The 17,945-nt window shown below is 62.5% G+C and carries 18 protein-coding genes and 2 pseudogenes; 17 read left to right on the top strand and 3 right to left on the bottom strand.

The window, feature by feature from the left end; translation table 11 throughout:
* The first annotated feature begins 60 nt into the window (after window positions 1-60).
* Complete coding sequence (locus FJV80_RS21330) at window positions 61-789, top strand: Crp/Fnr family transcriptional regulator (RefSeq protein WP_142877344.1); 729 nt, start codon at window positions 61-63, stop codon at window positions 787-789.
* A gap of 2 nt (window positions 790-791) precedes the next feature.
* Here FJV80_RS21330 and FJV80_RS21325 read toward each other — a convergent pair whose 3' ends face one another.
* The gene (locus FJV80_RS21325; protein WP_095775559.1) at window positions 792-1,202 is read right to left on the bottom strand and encodes a hemerythrin domain-containing protein; all 411 of its coding nucleotides are present in this window, start codon (window positions 1,200-1,202) and stop codon (window positions 792-794) included.
* 242 nt (window positions 1,203-1,444) lie between these two features.
* On the opposite strand from FJV80_RS21325, the gene ccoN reads away from it, so the two are divergent.
* From ccoN to ccoS, 8 genes and pseudogenes are all read left to right on the top strand, one after another.
* On the top strand, window positions 1,445-3,055 hold the full coding sequence (ccoN, locus tag FJV80_RS21320; protein WP_095775535.1) for a cytochrome-c oxidase, cbb3-type subunit I: 1,611 nt from the start codon (window positions 1,445-1,447) through the stop codon (window positions 3,053-3,055).
* Window positions 3,056-3,064: 9 nt separating this feature from the next.
* Window positions 3,065-3,796: a cytochrome-c oxidase, cbb3-type subunit II gene (gene ccoO, locus FJV80_RS21315; protein ID WP_095775534.1), complete on the top strand. Its 732-nt coding sequence runs from the start codon at window positions 3,065-3,067 to the stop codon at window positions 3,794-3,796.
* Window positions 3,797-3,808: 12 nt separating this feature from the next.
* Window positions 3,809-3,958, top strand: coding sequence for a CcoQ/FixQ family Cbb3-type cytochrome c oxidase assembly chaperone (locus tag FJV80_RS21310; protein ID WP_019860163.1), 150 nt, complete (start codon window positions 3,809-3,811; stop codon window positions 3,956-3,958).
* Window positions 3,959-3,960: 2 nt separating this feature from the next.
* Entirely contained in the window at window positions 3,961-4,824 is an 864-nt protein-coding gene (gene ccoP, locus FJV80_RS21305; protein WP_142877343.1) for a cytochrome-c oxidase, cbb3-type subunit III, read from the top strand.
* Window positions 4,825-5,017: 193 nt separating this feature from the next.
* Window positions 5,018-6,577 carry a cytochrome c oxidase accessory protein CcoG gene (ccoG, locus tag FJV80_RS21300; protein ID WP_142877342.1) on the top strand — a complete coding sequence of 520 codons (1,560 nt, stop codon included), beginning with the start codon at window positions 5,018-5,020 and terminating at the stop codon, window positions 6,575-6,577.
* Complete coding sequence (locus tag FJV80_RS21295) at window positions 6,574-7,071, top strand: FixH family protein (protein ID WP_095775531.1); 498 nt, start codon at window positions 6,574-6,576, stop codon at window positions 7,069-7,071. The genes ccoG and FJV80_RS21295 overlap by 4 nt, the downstream gene beginning before the upstream one ends.
* Window positions 7,068-9,359 carry a cation-translocating P-type ATPase gene (locus FJV80_RS21290; protein WP_142877341.1) on the top strand — a complete coding sequence of 764 codons (2,292 nt, stop codon included), beginning with the start codon at window positions 7,068-7,070 and terminating at the stop codon, window positions 9,357-9,359. The genes FJV80_RS21295 and FJV80_RS21290 overlap by 4 nt, the downstream gene beginning before the upstream one ends.
* Window positions 9,356-9,496: pseudogene (ccoS, locus tag FJV80_RS21285) on the top strand (cbb3-type cytochrome oxidase assembly protein CcoS); the annotation flags it as partial. The gene FJV80_RS21290 and the pseudogene ccoS, both read left to right, overlap by 4 nt.
* A 58-nt stretch (window positions 9,497-9,554) precedes the next feature.
* Here ccoS and FJV80_RS21280 read toward each other — a convergent pair.
* On the bottom strand, window positions 9,555-9,893 hold the full coding sequence (locus FJV80_RS21280; RefSeq protein WP_142877340.1) for a hypothetical protein: 339 nt from the start codon (window positions 9,891-9,893) through the stop codon (window positions 9,555-9,557).
* Window positions 9,882-10,019: pseudogene (locus tag FJV80_RS34605) on the bottom strand (glycerol-3-phosphate ABC transporter ATP-binding protein); the annotation flags it as partial. The pseudogene FJV80_RS34605 and the gene FJV80_RS21280, both read right to left, overlap by 12 nt.
* An 85-nt stretch (window positions 10,020-10,104) precedes the next feature.
* On the opposite strand from FJV80_RS34605, the gene dgoD reads away from it, so the two are divergent.
* The 8 genes from dgoD (at window position 10,105) to FJV80_RS21240 (ending at window position 17,899) form a co-directional block, all read left to right on the top strand.
* Complete coding sequence (dgoD, locus tag FJV80_RS21275) at window positions 10,105-11,277, top strand: galactonate dehydratase (protein ID WP_095775527.1); 1,173 nt, start codon at window positions 10,105-10,107, stop codon at window positions 11,275-11,277.
* 5 nt (window positions 11,278-11,282) lie between these two features.
* Window positions 11,283-12,059: an SDR family oxidoreductase gene (locus tag FJV80_RS21270; RefSeq protein ID WP_142877339.1), complete on the top strand. Its 777-nt coding sequence runs from the start codon at window positions 11,283-11,285 to the stop codon at window positions 12,057-12,059.
* Window positions 12,060-12,081: 22 nt separating this feature from the next.
* Window positions 12,082-13,065 (top strand): substrate-binding domain-containing protein, encoded by a 984-nt coding sequence (locus tag FJV80_RS21265; protein WP_095790503.1) that lies wholly within the window; start codon window positions 12,082-12,084, stop codon window positions 13,063-13,065.
* Between the two features lie 102 nt (window positions 13,066-13,167).
* Window positions 13,168-14,691 carry a sugar ABC transporter ATP-binding protein gene (locus tag FJV80_RS21260; RefSeq protein WP_142877338.1) on the top strand — a complete coding sequence of 508 codons (1,524 nt, stop codon included), beginning with the start codon at window positions 13,168-13,170 and terminating at the stop codon, window positions 14,689-14,691.
* Window positions 14,688-15,689, top strand: coding sequence for an ABC transporter permease (locus tag FJV80_RS21255; protein WP_140892288.1), 1,002 nt, complete (start codon window positions 14,688-14,690; stop codon window positions 15,687-15,689). The genes FJV80_RS21260 and FJV80_RS21255 overlap by 4 nt, the downstream gene beginning before the upstream one ends.
* A 2-nt stretch (window positions 15,690-15,691) precedes the next feature.
* Window positions 15,692-16,492: a FadR/GntR family transcriptional regulator gene (locus FJV80_RS21250; protein ID WP_245318342.1), complete on the top strand. Its 801-nt coding sequence runs from the start codon at window positions 15,692-15,694 to the stop codon at window positions 16,490-16,492.
* 2 nt (window positions 16,493-16,494) lie between these two features.
* The gene (locus FJV80_RS21245; protein WP_142877337.1) at window positions 16,495-16,680 is read left to right on the top strand and encodes a hypothetical protein; all 186 of its coding nucleotides are present in this window, start codon (window positions 16,495-16,497) and stop codon (window positions 16,678-16,680) included.
* 196 nt (window positions 16,681-16,876) lie between these two features.
* Window positions 16,877-17,899 carry an ABC transporter substrate-binding protein gene (locus FJV80_RS21240; RefSeq protein WP_142877336.1) on the top strand — a complete coding sequence of 341 codons (1,023 nt, stop codon included), beginning with the start codon at window positions 16,877-16,879 and terminating at the stop codon, window positions 17,897-17,899.
* Window positions 17,900-17,945: the final 46 nt, after the last annotated feature.

Below are 17,945 nucleotides of genomic sequence, written 5' to 3'. Positions count from 1 at the left end.
AAGGCTTTTTCAAGGGCCGACACTTATCTTGCCGATACTGAGGGTCCTCGGACGATCGTGATGACAGTACGTCAAGATGTTCATAGCGCCGGCATTCCCGTGCTTTGCCAATCATGCGAGGCGCGGCATCGCGGCGTATGCGGTGCGCTCGACCCCGATCAATTGGTCGGACTCGCCAAGCTTTCGTCAAAGCACACCATTGAACCGGGCGTGGAGCTGATTGGCGACGCCGAGACCGTCGACAGCTATTCCAACGTGCTTTCCGGCGTGGTGAAGCTGACGAAAAGCCTTTCGGACGGGCGCCAACAGATTGTCGGGCTTCAGTTTGCTCCCGATTTTCTGGGGCGGCCATTCAAGGTGGAAAGCGCTATCAACGCCGAAGCGGCAACGGCCGTCTCCCTGTGCTCGTTTCCAAGAGCGTCCATCGAGAGAATGATGAGGGAATCGCCGGAGCTCGAGCATCGCCTGCTCAAGCAGACATTGAACGAGCTTGACGAAGCACGCGACTGGATGGTGACGCTGGGGCGCAAGACGGCCGCGGAAAAAGTGACGAGCTTTCTGCTGATGATTGCCAGAAACATCGATCCCACGCTCGATCCGGCCACCAACGCGACGAGCTTCGAGCTGCCGCTCACACGCGCCGACATCGCCGATTTCCTCGGCCTGACCATCGAGACGGTGAGCCGCCAGTTGACCCGGCTGCGGACAGACGGGCTGATCCGGATCGAGAACAATCGACATGTGACGGTGACCAGCCTTAACCGCTTGGCCAGTCGCTCCGGCGCCTGACCTCAATCAGCGATCCCGATCATCGGCAGCACGTGCTCGCGTTCAAACGCGATGTGCCGGCGCAAATTCTCGAACAGGCCGCGCAACATGAACCCGATGGCTTCGGGATTCTCGACTGTCTCGCCATGTCCGATGGCCAGCAGGATTTCAGTCACCTCACCGGCAAAGCATTCGTCTTCCACATGCTCGGCCCGCAATCGTCGGGTCGAGGCAAGGTTCGCCTCGCTGCCGACCACCGCCTCCTCGTAAGCCGGAAAAATGATGGCCTCTTCGTACTGATGGATGCTGCGCAGAAGCGGCACGATCGAGTTGGCTGTGCTGAGGCATATCATCCGATCAACACCTGGCAGAGCGTCCGCGATTTGTTCCAGAGCATCGCAAAGGCGGAGTTTCTCGTCATGCGCACGCCGCATCACCGCGGTCGGGACGGCCTCCCGCCCGGCCAGCGTGGCGATTTCACGGCGGTTTTCAAACAGCGACGGTCCTCGCACTTTCTCCGAGTCCAATGTCAGCCTCCGGTCTTTTGCAAGGCTTACGCTGCCCAATGATAACGCGGTGGGCTTTGACCTGGATCAAGGCACCGGCAACCCGGCTGAGGAATTGTGCCGCTGCGGATTTGCTTTCCGCGCACGGAATCCGAGGTCGGGGACATGTCATGAAATTCGGCACTGAAACTGTGGCTCTAAGCCTGTTTGCATTCGCGGCCCTGGTGGCCGCCGGCTTTGGCGTGGATGAGCCTTTCCGCCAGCATATGTGGGTGCTGTTCATCGTGCTGCTGGGCTTTGTCGCTGTTCTTCTGCGCAAGACCAGTTTCGCGCCGGCGGCTCCGATCGATCCGTCCGCCTATATGGACGGGCCGATCCGCTACGGCGCCATCGCCACCATGTTCTGGGGCGTGGTCGGCATGCTTGTCGGCGTGATCATCGCGCTGCAGCTTGCCTACCCGGATCTCAACATCCAGCCCTGGTTCAATTTCGGGCGTTTGCGGCCGCTGCACACATCCGGCGTCGTTTTTGCCTTCGGCGGCAACGCTCTGCTTTGCACGTCCCTGTATGTGGTGCAGCGCACCTGCCGCGCCCGACTTTTCGGCGGCAATCTCGCCTGGTTCGTGTTCTGGGGGTATCAGCTTTTCATCGTCATGGCGGCCACCGGCTATCTGCTCGGCATCACCGAATCCCGTGAATATGCCGAGCCTGAATGGTATGTCGACATCTGGCTGACCATCGTCTGGGTCGCCTATCTCCTCCTGTTCCTCGGCACTATCCTGAAGCGCAAGGAGCCGCATATCTACGTCGCCAACTGGTTCTACCTCTCGTTCATCGTGACCATCGCGATGCTGCACGTGGTCAACAACCTGTCGATGCCGGCCTCCTTCCTGGGCTCGAAGAGCTACTCCGCATTTTCCGGTGTCCAGGATGCGCTGACGCAATGGTGGTACGGCCACAATGCGGTCGGCTTCTTCCTGACGGCCGGCTTCCTCGGTATGATGTATTACTTCGTGCCCAAGCAGGCCAACCGCCCGGTCTACTCCTATCGCCTTTCGATCATCCACTTCTGGGCCCTGATCTTCCTCTATATCTGGGCTGGCCCCCACCATCTCCACTATACCGCCCTGCCCGATTGGGCGCAGACGCTCGGCATGGTGTTCTCGATCATGCTCTGGATGCCGTCCTGGGGCGGGATGATCAACGGCCTGATGACGCTGTCCGGTGCATGGGACAAGATCCGCACCGACCCGATCATCCGCATGATGGTGATCGCCATCGCCTTCTACGGCATGTCGACCTTCGAAGGCCCGATGATGTCGATCAAGTCGGTCAATTCGCTCAGCCACTACACCGACTGGACCATCGGCCACGTCCATTCCGGCGCCCTCGGCTGGGTCGGCATGATCTCGTTCGGCGCGATCTACTACATGGTGCCGAAGCTGTGGAACCGCGAACGCCTCTATTCGCTGCGGCTGGTCACCTGGCACTTCTGGCTGGCGACGCTCGGCATCGTCGTCTACGCCGCGGTCATGTGGGTGTCCGGCATCATGCAGGGCCTGATGTGGCGCGAATACGACGAGCAGGGCTTCCTGGTCTACTCCTTCGCCGAGACCGTCGCCGCCATGCATCCCTACTACATCATGCGCGCCGTCGGCGGAGCCATGTACCTGTCCGGCGCGCTGATCATGGCCTGGAACATCACCATGACGATCCTCGGCCACCAGCGCCAGGAGCAACCGTTACCGGGCTCTGTTCCCGCCCTCCAGCCTGCACAATAGGAGCCAGAAATGGGCTTGATGGACAGACACGCGATCATCGAGAAGAACGCCACGCTTCTTCTCGTTGGTTCCCTTCTGGTGGTGACGGTCGGCGGCATCGTCGAGATCGCCCCGCTCTTCTATCTCGACAATACGATCGAGAAGGTCGAAGGCATGCGGCCTTATTCGCCGCTCGAACTCGCCGGCCGCAACATCTATGTGCGTGAGGGCTGCTACCTCTGCCACAGCCAGATGATCAGGCCATTCCGGGACGAGGTCGAGCGCTATGGTCACTACAGCCTGGCTGCCGAGTCGATGTACGATCACCCCTTCCAGTGGGGCTCGAAACGCACCGGCCCCGACCTTGCCCGGGTCGGCGACCGCTACTCGAACGATTGGCACGTCCAGCATCTCAGCGATCCGCGCTCGGTGGTGCCGGAATCGATCATGCCGAAATACGCGTTCCTGAAGGACACGCCAATCCAGGTGAAGGACTTCTCGACGCATCTTGTTGCGAACAGGCGTGTTGGCGTCCCCTACTCCGACGACATGATCGCGCACGCCAACGCCGACTTGATGGCGCAGGCCGATCCCAACGCCGACACGTCCGGCCTCCTGGCCCGCTATCCGAAAGCGAAGGTCGGAGATCTCGACGGCAATCCGCAGCAGGTCACCGAGATGGACGCGCTTGTCGCCTATCTGCAGATGCTCGGCACGCTGGTCGATTTCAAACACTACGACGAAGCCGCCGGTTACCGCTGAGGAGCACGACCCATGGACTACAATCTGATGCGGGAATTCGCCGACAGCTGGGGCTTGCTGGCCATGGCGCTCTTTTTTGTCGGGTGCATTGCCTTCGCACTTCGGCCGGGCGGCCGCAGCCAGGCCGATGAAGCCGCCCGCATTCCCCTCAAGGATGACTGATCATGAGCACAGAGCATATCGACGACGTGTCGGGCATCTCGACGACCGGCCATGAGTGGGACGGCATCAGGGAACTCAACAACCCTCTTCCCCGGTGGTGGGTGATAACCTTCTACATCACCATCGCCTGGGCGATCGGCTACACCATCGCCTATCCGGCATGGCCGATGCTGTCCTCCGCGACGAGTGGGCTGCTCGGCTATTCGAGCCGAAATGACGTCAAGAGCGAGCTGGCGGCGGCCGAACTTGCGAAGGGCAAGTATGTCGCGGCAATTCAATCGAAGACCGTATCCGAGATTGCCGCCGACGATGCTCTGCGTGAATTCGCGGTCGCGGCCGGCGGAGCCACATTCAAGGTCAATTGCGTTCAGTGTCATGGCTCGGGCGCACAGGGGTCCAAGGGCTTTCCCAACCTGAATGACGACGACTGGCTGTGGGGCGGCAAGGCCGACCAGGTCCAGCAGACGATCACGCACGGCATCCGGTTCGCGTCCGACCCGGATACGCGCATCTCCGAGATGCCGGCCTTTGGCGACATCATCACGTCCGAGCAGATCATGCAGGTCAGCGCCTACGTGGCGAGCCTCTCCGGCAAGGTCCAGGACGCAAGTCTGATCGAGCCCGGCGCCAAGGTCTTCGCGGAAAACTGCGTGGCCTGTCATGGCGCCAACGCGAAAGGCAACAGGGAGTTCGGCGCTCCCGATCTGACCGATGCCATCTGGCTCTACGGGTCTGGCGAGGCAGCCATCGCCGCCCAGGTCCGCACGCCGAAACACGGCGTGATGCCAGCCTGGATTGACCGTCTCGGCGAGACCAAGGTCAAGGAGCTCGCAGTCTACGTGCATTCGCTTGGCGGTGGAGAATAGCAACGGGGGCCTATTCTCCTGCCCTCTCCGTCCAGGCGACGAGGCCCGGCCCTGCCGGGCCTCGACTGATTTGCGGTGCCGACGATTGACCTGCATCAACGCGGCGCGATCCAGTCGGAGGCAAGGTCCCGGTCGACGCTGCATTTCGCGCCGCCACAGGGCGAAATTACAAGCTGCATGACGGGAGAGACCGGTGCTGGACAATACGCAGGTAGAACGGCTCGAAGCTGAGGCGGTCAACTCCGCCAAAGTGCGCCAGCCATTGTATGCTGCGCGCAAGAAGGTTTTCCCCAAGCGTGCATCGGGCAGCTTTCGCCAGTTCAAATGGCTCGTGATGGCGATCACGCTCGGCATTTACTACCTGACGCCGTGGTTGCGATGGGATCGCGGCCCGTTTGCCCCGGACCAGGCCGTACTGCTCGATGTCGCCAATCGGCGCTTCTACTTCTTCTTCATCGAAATATGGCCGCAGGAATTCTACTATGTGGCCGGCCTGCTGGTCATGGCCGGCGTCGGCCTCTTCCTGATCACGTCGACGGTCGGGCGCGCCTGGTGCGGCTATACGTGCCCGCAGACCGTTTGGGTCGATCTGTTTCTGGTCGTCGAGCGCGCCATCGAGGGCGACCGCAACGCTCGCATGAAGCTCGATGCCGGACCCTGGACCGCACGCAAGCTCGTGCTGCGGGTCTCGAAACACGCCATCTGGCTGGTCATAGGCGCGGCCACCGGCGGCGCCTGGATCTTCTATTTCGCCGATGCGCCGACGCTAGCCGGCGAACTCTTCACCGGCGCGGCGGCTCCCATCGCCTACATCACCGTCGCCGTACTGACGGCGACGACCTATACGTTCGGCGGGCTGATGCGCGAGCAGGTCTGCACCTATATGTGCCCGTGGCCGCGCATACAGGCGGCCATGCTCGACGAGACCTCCCTCACCGTCACCTACAATGACTGGCGCGGCGAACCGCGCTCGCGCCACGCCAAGAAGGTGCTCGCCGCGGGGCAGCCTGTCGGCGACTGCGTCGACTGCAATGCCTGCGTCGCGGTCTGCCCGATGGGGATCGACATCCGCGACGGCCAGCAGCTCGAATGCATCACCTGCGCGCTCTGCATCGACGCTTGCGACAGCGTCATGGACAAACTCGGCAGGGACCATGGGTTGATCTCCTACGCGACGCTCTCCGACTACAACGCCAACATGATGCTGGCGACCGCCGGGGGCTCGGGTTCAGTCAATCCTTCGCTGGTCCGAACCGCTGACGGCCTGTTCTCCGACAAGGTGGCCCATTTCCACATTCGCAAGATCTTTCGGCCACGCACCTATGTCTACATGGGCCTGTGGTCGCTGATCGGCCTGGGCCTGCTGTATTCGCTGCTGACGCGCGACCGGCTCGAAGTGAACGTGCTGCACGACCGCAATCCGCAGTTCGTCACCCTGTCCGACGGCTCCATCCGCAACGGCTACACCGTCAAGCTGCTCAACATGATCCCCGAGCCCAGGACCATCGTCGTCACCCTTCAGGGCTTGGAAGGAGCAGAGATGAGCGTGGTCGGCATCGATCAGCCGGCAGGTCGCTCCGTTCCCATCTCGGTCGAACCCGACCGGCTGAAGATGCTCAAGGTCTTCGTACGCCAGCCGGCGGGCCAGATCCAGGGTACGGCACAGACCTTCAAGTTCCGGGCCGAGGACAGAGCGAGCTTCGAGTCCGACGAATACACCGCCACCTTCAACGCACCGGAGATCGCCAGATGACCGCCAAGGCGCAAAAATCCCGCGAATTCACCGGCAGGCACATGCTGGCCACCGTCCTTGCCTTTTTCGGCGTGGTCATCGCGGTCAATCTGACCATGGCGACGCTCGCCAGCACAAGCTGGACCGGCCTGGTGGTCGAGAACACCTATGTGGCGAGCCAGCAATTCAACAAGAAAGCCGAAGAGGGGCGCGCGCAGGCGGCCCTCGGCTGGACCGGCAAACTGACCATCGCGGCGGGTGAGGTTCGCTATAGCCTTACCGATGCCGGCGGCAAGCCGGTCGCCTTGCATGGCGTCAAGGTGCTGTTTCGCCACCCCGCCTATGAGAAGGAGGATAAGGCCATCACGCTCGCCCTCGCCTCGGGCCAGGACTTCGCCGCGCAGCATACGCCGAAGGACGGGGTCTGGATCGTCGAAGTCGACGCCGATGCCGGTCTGGACAAAGCCTATCGTGACGTCCGCAGGATCATGATTTCCCATGGGGCGATGAAATGAGCTGTTGTGCACCTGGCGCTGAAATGACGCTGGATCTGGCCGGCGCCCCATCGGTCCTGCCGTCCAGCCAGGAGATCAGGCTGGTAAGCCGATCGATCGGCGACAACCTTTGCCAGACCGATCTGTCGGTACCGACAGTCCACTGCGCGGCCTGCATCCAGACGATCGAGACGGCATTGGGAAAGCTCAATCGCGTCGAGAGCGCTCGCGTCAACCTGTCGACCAGACGAGTTTCGGTCCAGTGGCGTGGCGACGAGGCTCCGCCATTTTTCGCAACGCTTGGGCGGCTGGGCTACCAAGCGCATCTCTTCGATCCGGAGACCGGCAACAAGGACAAGACGCTTTCGGAACTGATCCGGGCGGTCGCGGTCGCGGGTTTTGCCGCCGGCAACATCATGCTGCTGTCGGTCTCGGTCTGGTCCGGCGCCGAAGGCGCGACCCGCGACCTGTTCCACTGGGTCTCGGCGCTGATCGCCATCCCCGCCCTGGCCTTTGCCGGCGGCATCTATTTCCGCTCGGCCTGGAATGCCTTGCGCCACGGGCGCATGAACATGGACGTCCCGATTGCGGTCGGCGTGTCGCTTGCCTACGCCATGAGCCTCTACGAAACCATCAATCATGGCGACCACGCCTATTTCGACGCCTCCGTTTCGCTGCTGTTCTTCCTCCTGATCGGCCGCACGCTGGACCACGTCATGCGCGAACGGGCCCGCACCGCCGTGAATGGCCTGTCGCGGCTGGCGGCGCGCGGCGCCATCGTCCTGCGCGGCGATGGCGTGCGCGATTACCTGCCGGTCGGCGAGATCGAGCCGGGCATGGCGCTGCACATCGCCGCCGGTGAGCGAATTCCGGTCGACGGCAATATCCTCAGCGGTATTTCGGATCTCGATTGTTCACTGGTATCCGGGGAAAGCACGCCCCGGACCGTGGGAGCGGGAGCCCAGGTTCAGGCAGGCACGCTCAATCTCACCGGCCCGCTGACCATGCAGGCGACGGCCGCGGCGAAGGATTCTTTCCTGGCCGAAATGGTCCGGCTCATGGAAGCCGCGGAGGGCGGCCGCTCGCACTACCGCAGGATCGCCGACCGTGTGTCGGCGCTCTACGCTCCGGTGGTCCATCTCGCTGCCTTGCTGACGTTCCTCGGATGGATGGTCGCTTCGGGCGACTGGCATCTGGCAACGACGATCGCGATTGCCGTTCTCATCATCACCTGCCCATGCGCGCTCGGCCTGGCCGTGCCGATCGTGCAGGTCGTCGCGGCGCGGCGTCTTTTCGAGGCCGGCGTCATGGTCAAGGACGGTTCGGCCATGGAACGACTGGCGGCGATCGATACGGTGCTGTTCGACAAGACCGGGACCCTCACGCTCGGACAGCCAAGGCTGATCAATGGGCCGTCCATCGACCCGGCCATGCTGGCGATCGCGGCCGACATGGCCGCGCAGTCGCGCCATCCATTCTCGAAGGCCATAGCCGGTTTCGCGGGCTCTTCCAGCCAACCCGGGCTCCAGTCCGTCGGCGAACACCCAGGCTTCGGCATGGAAGCCGTCACCGAAGGCAACACCTGGCGCCTCGGCCGGCGCGGATGGGCTGGATGGAAGGCGCGGACCGGCGGCGAAGGCAAATATGGCGGCTATGGCGGGACAGTGCTTTCGAAGAACGGGATCATCGTCGCCACCTTTGCCTTCGAAGACGCCGCGCGCGCCGACGCAAAGGCGGCGGTCGGGCAATTGCAGGATGCCGGCATGTCGGTCCAGATGTTGTCCGGCGACACCGCCAACGCCTGTCGCGACGTCGCCAAGACCTTGGGGATCGAGGACTTCGTTCCGGCCCTGCTCCCGTCCGGCAAGGTCGAGTGGATCGAGGCGCTGTCCAGGGAAGGCCACAAGGTGCTGATGGTAGGCGACGGACTGAACGATACGCCGGCGCTCGGCGCGGCGCATGTCTCGATGGCCCCGGCCACAGCGGCCGATGTCGGTCGCAATGCCGCCGATTTCGTCTTCCTGCGCGAAAGCCTTCTGGCGGTGCCCTTGGCCTTGGATATCTCGCGAAAGGCAGGCCGGCTCATTCGACAGAACATCGCCATTGCCATTGTCTACAACGCGTTCGCGGTGCCGATCGCCATATCGGGGCACGTGACGCCGCTCATCGCAGCGATCGCCATGTCCGCCTCGTCGCTGCTGGTGATCGGAAACGCCATGCGGCTGCAAGGTTTCACGAAAAGCGCATCGCCTGAACGCGCTTCGCGCGACCGGCGCGGACGCCCAGGCATGTTGGTCCAACAGCCATGACGACGCTCGTCTATCTCATCCCCGTGGCGCTCTTCCTCGGAGCGCTTGGACTGAGCGGCTTTCTGTGGGCCCTGAGAAGCGGCCAGTATGAGGATCTTGATGGAGCGGCGGAGCGCATTCTCATCGATGGGGATGAGCCGCCGAGCGGGCGCATCGCCTTGGCGAAGGTGGACAGTATCGAGAGAACAAGCGCCCCTAGTTTATCCTGATGCCGCTCTGGGCGTCGAACAGATGCACCTTGTGCACGACAATCTCCAGATTCACCTCTTGATCCGGTCTGAACAGTGGCTGTTCCCGGATTTCGGCCATCAGGTCGACGCCATCAGCAGTTAGGGTGATTTCCTGGGCTTCCGGTGGCTCGACCACTTGGACCCTCGCCTTTGCGTGACTGCCACCGACAGCGATGTGCTGGGGGCGAATCCCGTAAACCACGCCTTGCCTGTTCCCTATCCCTGCCTCCTTCGGCAGTGGCAACGCGCAGGCCTTGTCCGGCGATGAACACGCCACTCTCGACATGGCCCTGATGATGTTCATTTCCGGCGATCCTATGAAGCTCGCAACGAACAGATTGGCCGGGTTCTCTTAGAGTTCGGAGGGCGTTCCGATCTGTTCGATGCGGCCTTTGTTCGGCACCACGAAGCGGTCGGCGAGCGTCATCGCCCGATGCCGCGCTTGACTTGCTCATATGATTCATAATAAATCATACATAATAACTTTTAAAAAGACGACGCACCTGGGAGCATCCATGAAAATTACGGCCATCAAGGCGCTCGTCTGCAATGCGGAAATGCGCAACTGGGTTTTCGTTCGGGTCGAAACCGATGAGCCCGGTCTGTTTGGCTGGGGCGAGGCAACGCTGGAATGGAAGACGCGTGCCGTCGTTGGCGCGCTTCAGGATCTCGAGGCACTGCTCATCGGGCAGGATCCGCGCAATGTGGAGCAGTGCTACCAGATCCTGACGCGCCACGGTTTCTGGCGTCTTGGCGTCGAGGGAATGTCGGCCGTGAGCGGCATCGAGATCGCGCTCTGGGACATTCTGGGCAAGTCGCTGGGCGTTCCGGTCTGGCGGCTTCTCGGCGGCCAGGTCCGCGACTATCTGCGCACCTATACGCATCTCGGCCTCGGCGACATGAAGGCGGTCTATGAGAGCGGGTCGGCGGACACGATCGTCGAGCGCGGACGCATCGTCACGCAGGCCGGCTACGACGCGGTCAAGGTCGTCTGCATTCCCTACACCCACTATGTCTCGCCGGCGAAGGCGGTCGATTCCGTTGCCGACATGGTTGGCGCGCTGCGCGAGGCCGTCGGTCCCGACATCGACATCATGGTCGACTTTCACGGGCGCCCGGCCTCCGTCAACGCGGCGATGGACTATCTCAAGGCGATCGAACCGGCCCGCATCATGTTCGCCGAAGAGCCGGTGCCGCCCGAAGATGTCGCCGGCCTGGCGCATATCACCGCGCGATCGGCGGTCCCCATCGCATCCGGTGAGCGGCTGATCGGGCGCCGCGAGTTCACGCAATCGATCGCGGCGCGTGCGTTCAACATTGCCCAGCCCGATATCTGCCATACTGGCGGTCTGCTCGAGACCAAGAAGATCGCGGCGCTGGCCGAAACCGCCGGCATCGGCCTTGCGCCGCACAACCCGCTCGGCCCGATCGCCGGCGTCGCAGCACTTCACTTCGGCATATCGACGCCCAACGTCATCATCCAGGAGGAGATGTCGGGCGCGGTCGCCTGGTACGACGACGTCGTCACCTGGCCGATCGATCGCAAACCCGGCCGCTGGGACGTGCCCGATCTGCCGGGCCTTGGCGTCACCGTGAATGAAGATGTCATTGCGCGACACCCCTTCAAGCAGGAAGTGCTGCATGCGCGCAACGCCGTCATGCCCGACGGCACCGTGGTCGATTGGTGAGCGCCATGACAGGCAGGCTTCAGGGAAAGATTGCAATCGTCACCGGCGCCGGCCAGGGCATTGGCACCGCCACCGCGCGGGCCTTTGCGATGCAGGGAGCAAAGACCGTGATTGCCGAGCTGAATGCGGCAACCGGCAAGGCGATCGCCGACGAATTGCGTGCCAAGGGCGCCGACGCCCTTTTCGTCGAAACCAATGTCACCGACACAGCGGCAGTGGCCGACATGGTGGCGAAGACGATCGCGACCTATGGCAGCGTCAACGTGCTCGTCAACAATGCCGGCGCCAACGTCTTTTACGAACCCTTGTCGATGCCGGACCAAGAATGGGACCGCTGTCTCAGGCTGGATCTTGAGGCCGCGTGGTTCTGTGCCAAGGCGGTGTTGCCGACGATGTTGGCAAACGGTTCGGGGTCGATCGTCAACATAGCCAGCTGCCACGCCTTCAAGATCATTCCCCACACATTTCCCTATCCGGTCGCCAAGCATGCGCTTGTCGGCCTGACCCGCTCGCTCGCCATCGAATATGCGGCGCGCGGCATTCGCGTGAATGCGATCGCCCCCGGCTACATCGAGACGCCGATCGCGGAAGCCTATTGGAACACGTTTCCAGACCCGGCCGAGGAGAAGCGGCGGGCCTACGACCTTCATCCGCCCAAGCGCATTGGCCGGCCGGACGAAGTTGCGATGACGGCGGTTTTCCTCGCTTCGGACGAGGCGCCGTTCATCAATGCCGAGACGATCATCATCGATGGTGGACGCTCGGTTCTCTACCACGACTGACAACCAAGCAGGGAGGATCCACATGAAAACGACGACAAAGGCTCTGGCAACATTGGCGCTACTGGCTGCCGGACTGATGGCCGGCGCGGCAAGCGCCGACGACATCAAGATCGGCTACATCAACAAGATGGGCGAGCATCCATGGTTCGTCGCCGAAGTCGGCGGCGCCAAGAAAGCGGCTGAAGCGGCCGGCGCCGCCTTCGTGTCGCAGGACGTCCAGTTCGACTCCAATCTGACGATCACCACCTTCGACACAATGGTCGGCGACGGCGTCAAGGGCATCGCCATCGTCGTTCCCGACAAGGCGCTGGGACCGGTCATCGCCGAGAAGGCGAAGGCGGCGAAGATCCCCCTGGTGGCGGTCGATGACGATATCTACTACCAGGACGGCACCCAGGTCCCCTATGTCGGCATGAATGCCTACAATATCGGTGCGCGGGTGGGCGAGGAACTGGCCAAGCTCTACAAGGCCGATGGCTGGGCCGGCAAGGAGGTGCGTATCGCCTCGATCGAGGACCGCAAGGCCGACACCTGCATGCAGCGCAACAAGGGTGCCGAGGAAGCGTTCCTGAAGGCGGTGCCCGATTTCAAGCCGGCAAATATCCTTCGCGTCCCCTATGACAACACGATGGTCAACGCCATCGACGTCATGACCACCACTTTGACGGCCAATCCCGGCGTCACCAACTGGATCTTCTATTCCTGCAATGATGACGGCGTGCTGGGAGCGGCGCGAGCGCTGGAAAACGCCGGCTATGCCCCGGACCAGGGCATGGGCATCGGCATTGACGGCAGCCGCGCCTGCGAAGCCTTCGGATCGGGAAAGCCTTCGGCATTCCGTGGTACGATGTGGCTCAATTCGGCAAACCATGGCGCGCTGGCGGTGAAGATCCTGCTGGCCTCGATCAAGGACGGAACGAAGCTGCCCGTTCAGTCCTTCACCGACCCGGAATACATCACCGCCGGTAATTTTGCATCGGACTACAAGGCCAAGCTCTGCCACTGAGCCGAACCTGCGTCATGCGTCCCCAGGGCGCATGACGCTTCCAGTTGGCAGGTTCGCTGGCTGCGATGCCACCGAACACGGATCGATCCTCGGGAGTGAGCTTTGACGCAATCGGACTTCTTCTCGCTCGATGGCATATCGAAACGCTTCGGCGTCGTGCAGGCGCTCGACAACGTGTCGATTGCCTTCCGACCAGGCGAGGTGCTCGCTCTGGTCGGCGAGAACGGGGCAGGCAAATCGACGATGATGCGCATTCTCGAGGGCGTCTTCGGGCCCGACAACGGCACTGTGCGGCACGGCGCGACGCCGATCGTTTTCGGCGAACCGCGCGACAGCCACCGGGCCGGAATCCGCGTCATCCATCAGGAGCCGGAGATCGTGCCGAACCTGACGGTGGCCGAGAATATTTTCGTCGGCGAATTGCCGCGCCTGGCAGGCGTCCTGCTCGACTGGCGCAAACTGGAGGAGCAGACCGACCGGGTGCTTGCGACCTTCGGCATGCAGCAGGACATGCGGCCACGCCAACTCTGCGGCACGCTCGGCCCGGCACAACGCCAGATGATCGAGATCATGCGCGCCATCCGTGCCGGCGGCCGGCTGATCGCCTTCGATGAGCCGACCTCGTCACTGACCGATGACGAAGCGCGTCGCCTGTTTTCCGTCATCCGCCGGCTGCGCGAGGAAGGCACGTCGATCATATACATCTCGCACCGGCTGAACGAGATCATCGACCTTGCCGACCGCATTGTCGTTTTACGTGACGGCAGGCTGGTCGACGATTCGCCGGCGGCCGGCGCCAGCGAGCAGACCATCGCCAAGCTCATGGTCGGCCGCAACATCGCCGATCTGTTCACCCGCGAGACCTGGCGGTCCGGCGAACAATTGCTGGACGTGGCGGGATTGACCACCGACCGCGTCAGCGATGTCAGCCTCAGGGTTCGTCGCGGCGAAGTGCTTGGCATCGCCGGCCTCATGGGTGCGGGCCGCTCCGAACTGGCAAAGGCGATTGTCGGCTATGACCAGCGCATCGCCGGCACCATAGCCATGAATGGCGTGCCCGTTCTCCCCAACAGTCCGCATGCGGCAATCGTCGCGGGCATCGGTTTTGCTCCCGAAGACCGCAAGCACGAGGCGTTGCTCCTGTTCAGAAGCATTCTCTACAACGCTTCGCTTTGCGTGCCCGACAAGACGTCGAGCTTCGGCTTCTTCAACCGGCGCAAGGCACTGGAGATTGTCTCGCCGCTGGCAGCCAAGATGTCGATCAAGGCACCCAACCTCGACGAGCAGGTTTCGAAACTGTCGGGCGGCAATCAGCAGAAGGTCGTTCTGGCGCGCTGGCTTGCCCGGCAGCCGATGCTGCTCATTCTCGACGAACCGACGCGCGGCATCGATATCGGCGCCAAGGCGGAAATCTATCGGCTGATCGATGAACTCGCGGCAAGCGGCATTGGCATCATCCTGATTTCCTCGGAAATGCCGGAACTGATCGGTCTCGCCGACAGGGTTCTTGTCATGGCAGGCGGCCGCATCACGGCCGAATTGTCCCGCCCCGACATCGACGAAGCGACGATCCTCAAACACGCCATGCCGCAATCCGCACCAGCGCCCGGAGACCACATTCAATGAACAGCCTCGAGCTTCGCGCATCGAAAGCGCAGACCGATGCCAGGGGCGCTTCCGCGCGCCTTGTGGAGCGCCTTGGCGTTCACAACATCAGCCTTCTGGTGGCGCTCGCCATTCTCGTTGTCATCTTCGGTTCGCTACGCGGTGATGTGTTCTTCTCCAGCCGGAACCTGCTCAACATCGGTCTCGGCATCACCATTCTCGGCGTGCTGGCAATGAGCCAGACCGTAGTCATCGTCGGCGGCGGTCTCGATATCGCCGTCGGCGCCACCGTCGGTTTGACCACGGTCTCGACGGCAATGGCCATACAGGCAACCGGGTCGCCGGCGGCCGGCATCGTTGCCGGCCTCGTGCTTGGTGGTCTTGCCGGTCTGGTCAACGGCATCATCATCACCTATGGGCGAGTCAACGCGGTCATTGCCACGCTCGGCACCATGGCGATCTTTCGCGGCATTGCCTTCATCATGTCCGACGGCCAGTCGATCGCCATCTTCAGTGACACGTTCCGGTTCATAGGCATTGGACGCATCCTCGGCCTGCCGTTGCTGGTCTGGATTCTGGTGCTGACGGCGATCGCATTCCACCTCTTCCTCGCGCGTTCGATTGTCGGCCGCAACATCTATGCGCTCGGCGGCAATCCCGTTGTCGCCCGCTTCTCCGGCATCAACATCAACCGCTACCGCGTCGGCATCTACATCATGAGCGGTGTCGCCGCCGGATTGGCCGGGATCCTGCTGGCTGCCCGTACCGGTTCGGGTCAGCCCGTATCCGGATCACAGGGCCTGGAACTCGAGGCTATCACCGCGGCCGTGCTGGGTGGCTGTGCCTTGCAGGGCGGCAAGGGCACGATTGTCGGCGCGCTGCTCGGCGTCGCCATCATTGGCGTGCTCAACAATGGAATGATACTGACGTCCGTGCCGACCTTCTATCAATTGCTTGCAAAAGGCTCACTGCTGATCCTTGCTGTGGTCATTGCCGAGTACCACTTGAACAGGACATGACGATGGACGCGGCGACCGCTGCAAGCGATCAAGGCAAGCAGGACCTTCCTGCCGGGGATGGCGCCAATTTGTCCCTGAAGGATCGCATCGCGCGCGATCTCGGACAGCGCATTCTCGCCGGCACCTACGCGCAGCACGCGGTCCTGCCGACGGAGGCTGAACTGTGCGTCATCTACGGCGCCAGCCGCACGGCGCTACGCGATGCGCTGCTGACACTTTCGGCCAAGGGACTGATCGAGGCGCGCAAGCGGGCTGGCACGCGTGTGCGCGCGTCGAGCGAATGGAACAGGCTTGACGCGCAGGTCCTCGAATGGATGCGCGATATCGAGCCTGATCTCGATTTCGTCCGCGGCTTGATCGAGGCGCGGCTGGTCATCGAGCCGGCTGCCGCCCAGCTTGCGGCCAGGATGGCGACCTCGGGCGATCTCGCGGTGATCGAAGCCGCCTACGAGGCCATGCGCATTGCGCCGGAGGACGACCTCGCGGCCTGTCTCGATGCCGATGTCCGCTTTCATACCGCTATCCTGCGCGCCAGCCGCAACCCGGTTTTCGCCAATCTCGGCAATATGCTGGCAGCCGCACTCAGCTTCTCTTTCCGACTGACCACATCGGCCACCGCCAATTATCAGCAGACGCTCAGCGCCCATGGCGATGTGCTGGAAGCAATCCGCATGCGTAGGGTCGACGACGCTCACGACCAGATGAAAGCGCTGATCGGCATCGCCTCGAACGACCTTCTCGCTATCGCCCGCAAGGGCCGCCACCAACAGCGCGTCCCCACCGCCAATGCCGATCCCATCTGAGGTTGACGATCCGCACCATTGAAATTCGAAATGGCGACCTGTCCGCCGAAATGGTTCCGTCGCTTGGCGCCGGTCTGGCGCGGTTCGATCATGGCCGCAGCCGCTGTTCAAGCCATGGCCTGACGACGCAAGCCGAACTTCGGGATGGCGAAAGCGGACGTTTCGCATGGGAGGAAGTTCCAACCTGACCCTCGGGATCCGGGATTGTCTGACCAGACGACATGCCAATTCGACGAAATTGGTGGGCCTTACGCTTTTCAGCCTCCGAACCCCAGCAGGCAGCAAAGCGCTTGTCTATTTGGTATGCTGGTATAATATGTACCTGACATAGCGTGATCCTCAGCAGATGCGCTGCGTCCTATGGTCTTTCTGGGAGGAGATACAATGAAACGTTCAATCGTGGCGGCGCTGGCCAGCGCCGCGCTGATCAGTGTTGTGACGCTGCCGGCAATGGCGTCGTCGGACAAGCCGGTCATCGCGCTGACCAATGCCTATTACGGCAACACCTGGCGCCACCAGATGGTGGAAGCGTTCGAGGCTTCGGCCAAGGAAGCCAAGGCCGCCGGACAGATCGCCGACTACATCGTCATGAACGGCGACGGCTCGGTGGCGCAGCAAAACAGTCAGATCGCCGAACTGATCCTCAAGAAGGTCGACGTGCTCGCCGTCGACGCCGCCTCGGAAACCGCGGTCAACGGCATCATCGAAAAAGCCTGCAAGGCCGGCATCATCGTCGTCTCCTTCGATTCAGTCGCCTCGGCACCCTGCAACTACCAGCTCAATTTCGACTTCAAGGGCTACAAGGCGACCCAGGCCGAAGCCGTGTTCAAGATGCTCGGTGGCAAGGGCAACGTCATCCAGGTTCGTGGCGTGAAGGGCTCGGCGCCCGACAATGACATGTTCAACGCGCAGCAGTCGGTCCTGGCGAAATATCCGGACATCAAGGTTGCCGCGACCGTCTATGGCCAGGCGACGGCCTCGGTGGCGCAAGCGGCGATCGCCAATGTGCTGCCCTCGCTGCCGCATGTCGATGCGGTGCTCGGCCAGGGCGGCAGTGACGATGTCGGCATCGCTCAGGCCTTCGTCCAGTATGGCGGCGAGTACAAGGACAAGATGCCGATCATCGAGGGCGGCGGCGGTACGGACTTCGTCAAATGGTGGGCCGACGAGAACGCCAAGAACGGCTACCAGACCGTCTCGATGAACACCACGCCTGGCATTGGCGGCGCCGCTTTCTGGCTCGGCCTCTCCCTGCTCAAGGGCGCCAAGGCGCCCAAGATGATGATCATGCCCGTCGCAATCGTCGATGCCAGCAACCTCAAGGAATACGCCAAGCTGCCGGCCGGCCAGATCATCAGCCCCAGCTATTCGCTCGACTGGGTCAAGCAGAACCTGCTGAGCAAGTAACCCGACCAGAATAAGGGATCGGACGCCGAAAGCGCCCGATCCCTGG

Origin of the sequence: Mesorhizobium sp. WSM4310, from assembly GCF_007003935.1 — a bacterium.
Taxonomy (GTDB): domain Bacteria; phylum Pseudomonadota; class Alphaproteobacteria; order Rhizobiales; family Rhizobiaceae; genus Mesorhizobium.
The sequence above is the reverse complement of the archived record's forward strand: the minus strand, read 5'-3'. Positions and strand labels throughout refer to the sequence as shown.

What these genes read in the sequence shown, in the direction of transcription:
- FJV80_RS21330 (WP_142877344.1), top strand. Translation starts at nt 61, where the DNA reads ATGACAGTACGTCAAGATGTTCATAGCGCCGGCATTCCCGTGCTTTGC.
- FJV80_RS21325 (WP_095775559.1), bottom strand. Translation starts at nt 1,202, where the DNA reads ATGCGGCGTGCGCATGACGAGAAACTCCGCCTTTGCGATGCTCTGGAA.
- ccoN (WP_095775535.1), top strand. Translation starts at nt 1,445, where the DNA reads ATGAAATTCGGCACTGAAACTGTGGCTCTAAGCCTGTTTGCATTCGCG.
- ccoO (WP_095775534.1), top strand. Translation starts at nt 3,065, where the DNA reads ATGGGCTTGATGGACAGACACGCGATCATCGAGAAGAACGCCACGCTT.
- FJV80_RS21310 (WP_019860163.1), top strand. Translation starts at nt 3,809, where the DNA reads ATGGACTACAATCTGATGCGGGAATTCGCCGACAGCTGGGGCTTGCTG.
- ccoP (WP_142877343.1), top strand. Translation starts at nt 3,961, where the DNA reads ATGAGCACAGAGCATATCGACGACGTGTCGGGCATCTCGACGACCGGC.
- FJV80_RS21295 (WP_095775531.1), top strand. Translation starts at nt 6,574, where the DNA reads ATGACCGCCAAGGCGCAAAAATCCCGCGAATTCACCGGCAGGCACATG.
- FJV80_RS21290 (WP_142877341.1), top strand. Translation starts at nt 7,068, where the DNA reads ATGAGCTGTTGTGCACCTGGCGCTGAAATGACGCTGGATCTGGCCGGC.
- FJV80_RS21280 (WP_142877340.1), bottom strand. Translation starts at nt 9,893, where the DNA reads ATGAACATCATCAGGGCCATGTCGAGAGTGGCGTGTTCATCGCCGGAC.
- dgoD (WP_095775527.1), top strand. Translation starts at nt 10,105, where the DNA reads ATGAAAATTACGGCCATCAAGGCGCTCGTCTGCAATGCGGAAATGCGC.
- FJV80_RS21270 (WP_142877339.1), top strand. Translation starts at nt 11,283, where the DNA reads ATGACAGGCAGGCTTCAGGGAAAGATTGCAATCGTCACCGGCGCCGGC.
- FJV80_RS21265 (WP_095790503.1), top strand. Translation starts at nt 12,082, where the DNA reads ATGAAAACGACGACAAAGGCTCTGGCAACATTGGCGCTACTGGCTGCC.
- FJV80_RS21255 (WP_140892288.1), top strand. Translation starts at nt 14,688, where the DNA reads ATGAACAGCCTCGAGCTTCGCGCATCGAAAGCGCAGACCGATGCCAGG.
- FJV80_RS21250 (WP_245318342.1), top strand. Translation starts at nt 15,692, where the DNA reads ATGGACGCGGCGACCGCTGCAAGCGATCAAGGCAAGCAGGACCTTCCT.
- FJV80_RS21240 (WP_142877336.1), top strand. Translation starts at nt 16,877, where the DNA reads ATGAAACGTTCAATCGTGGCGGCGCTGGCCAGCGCCGCGCTGATCAGT.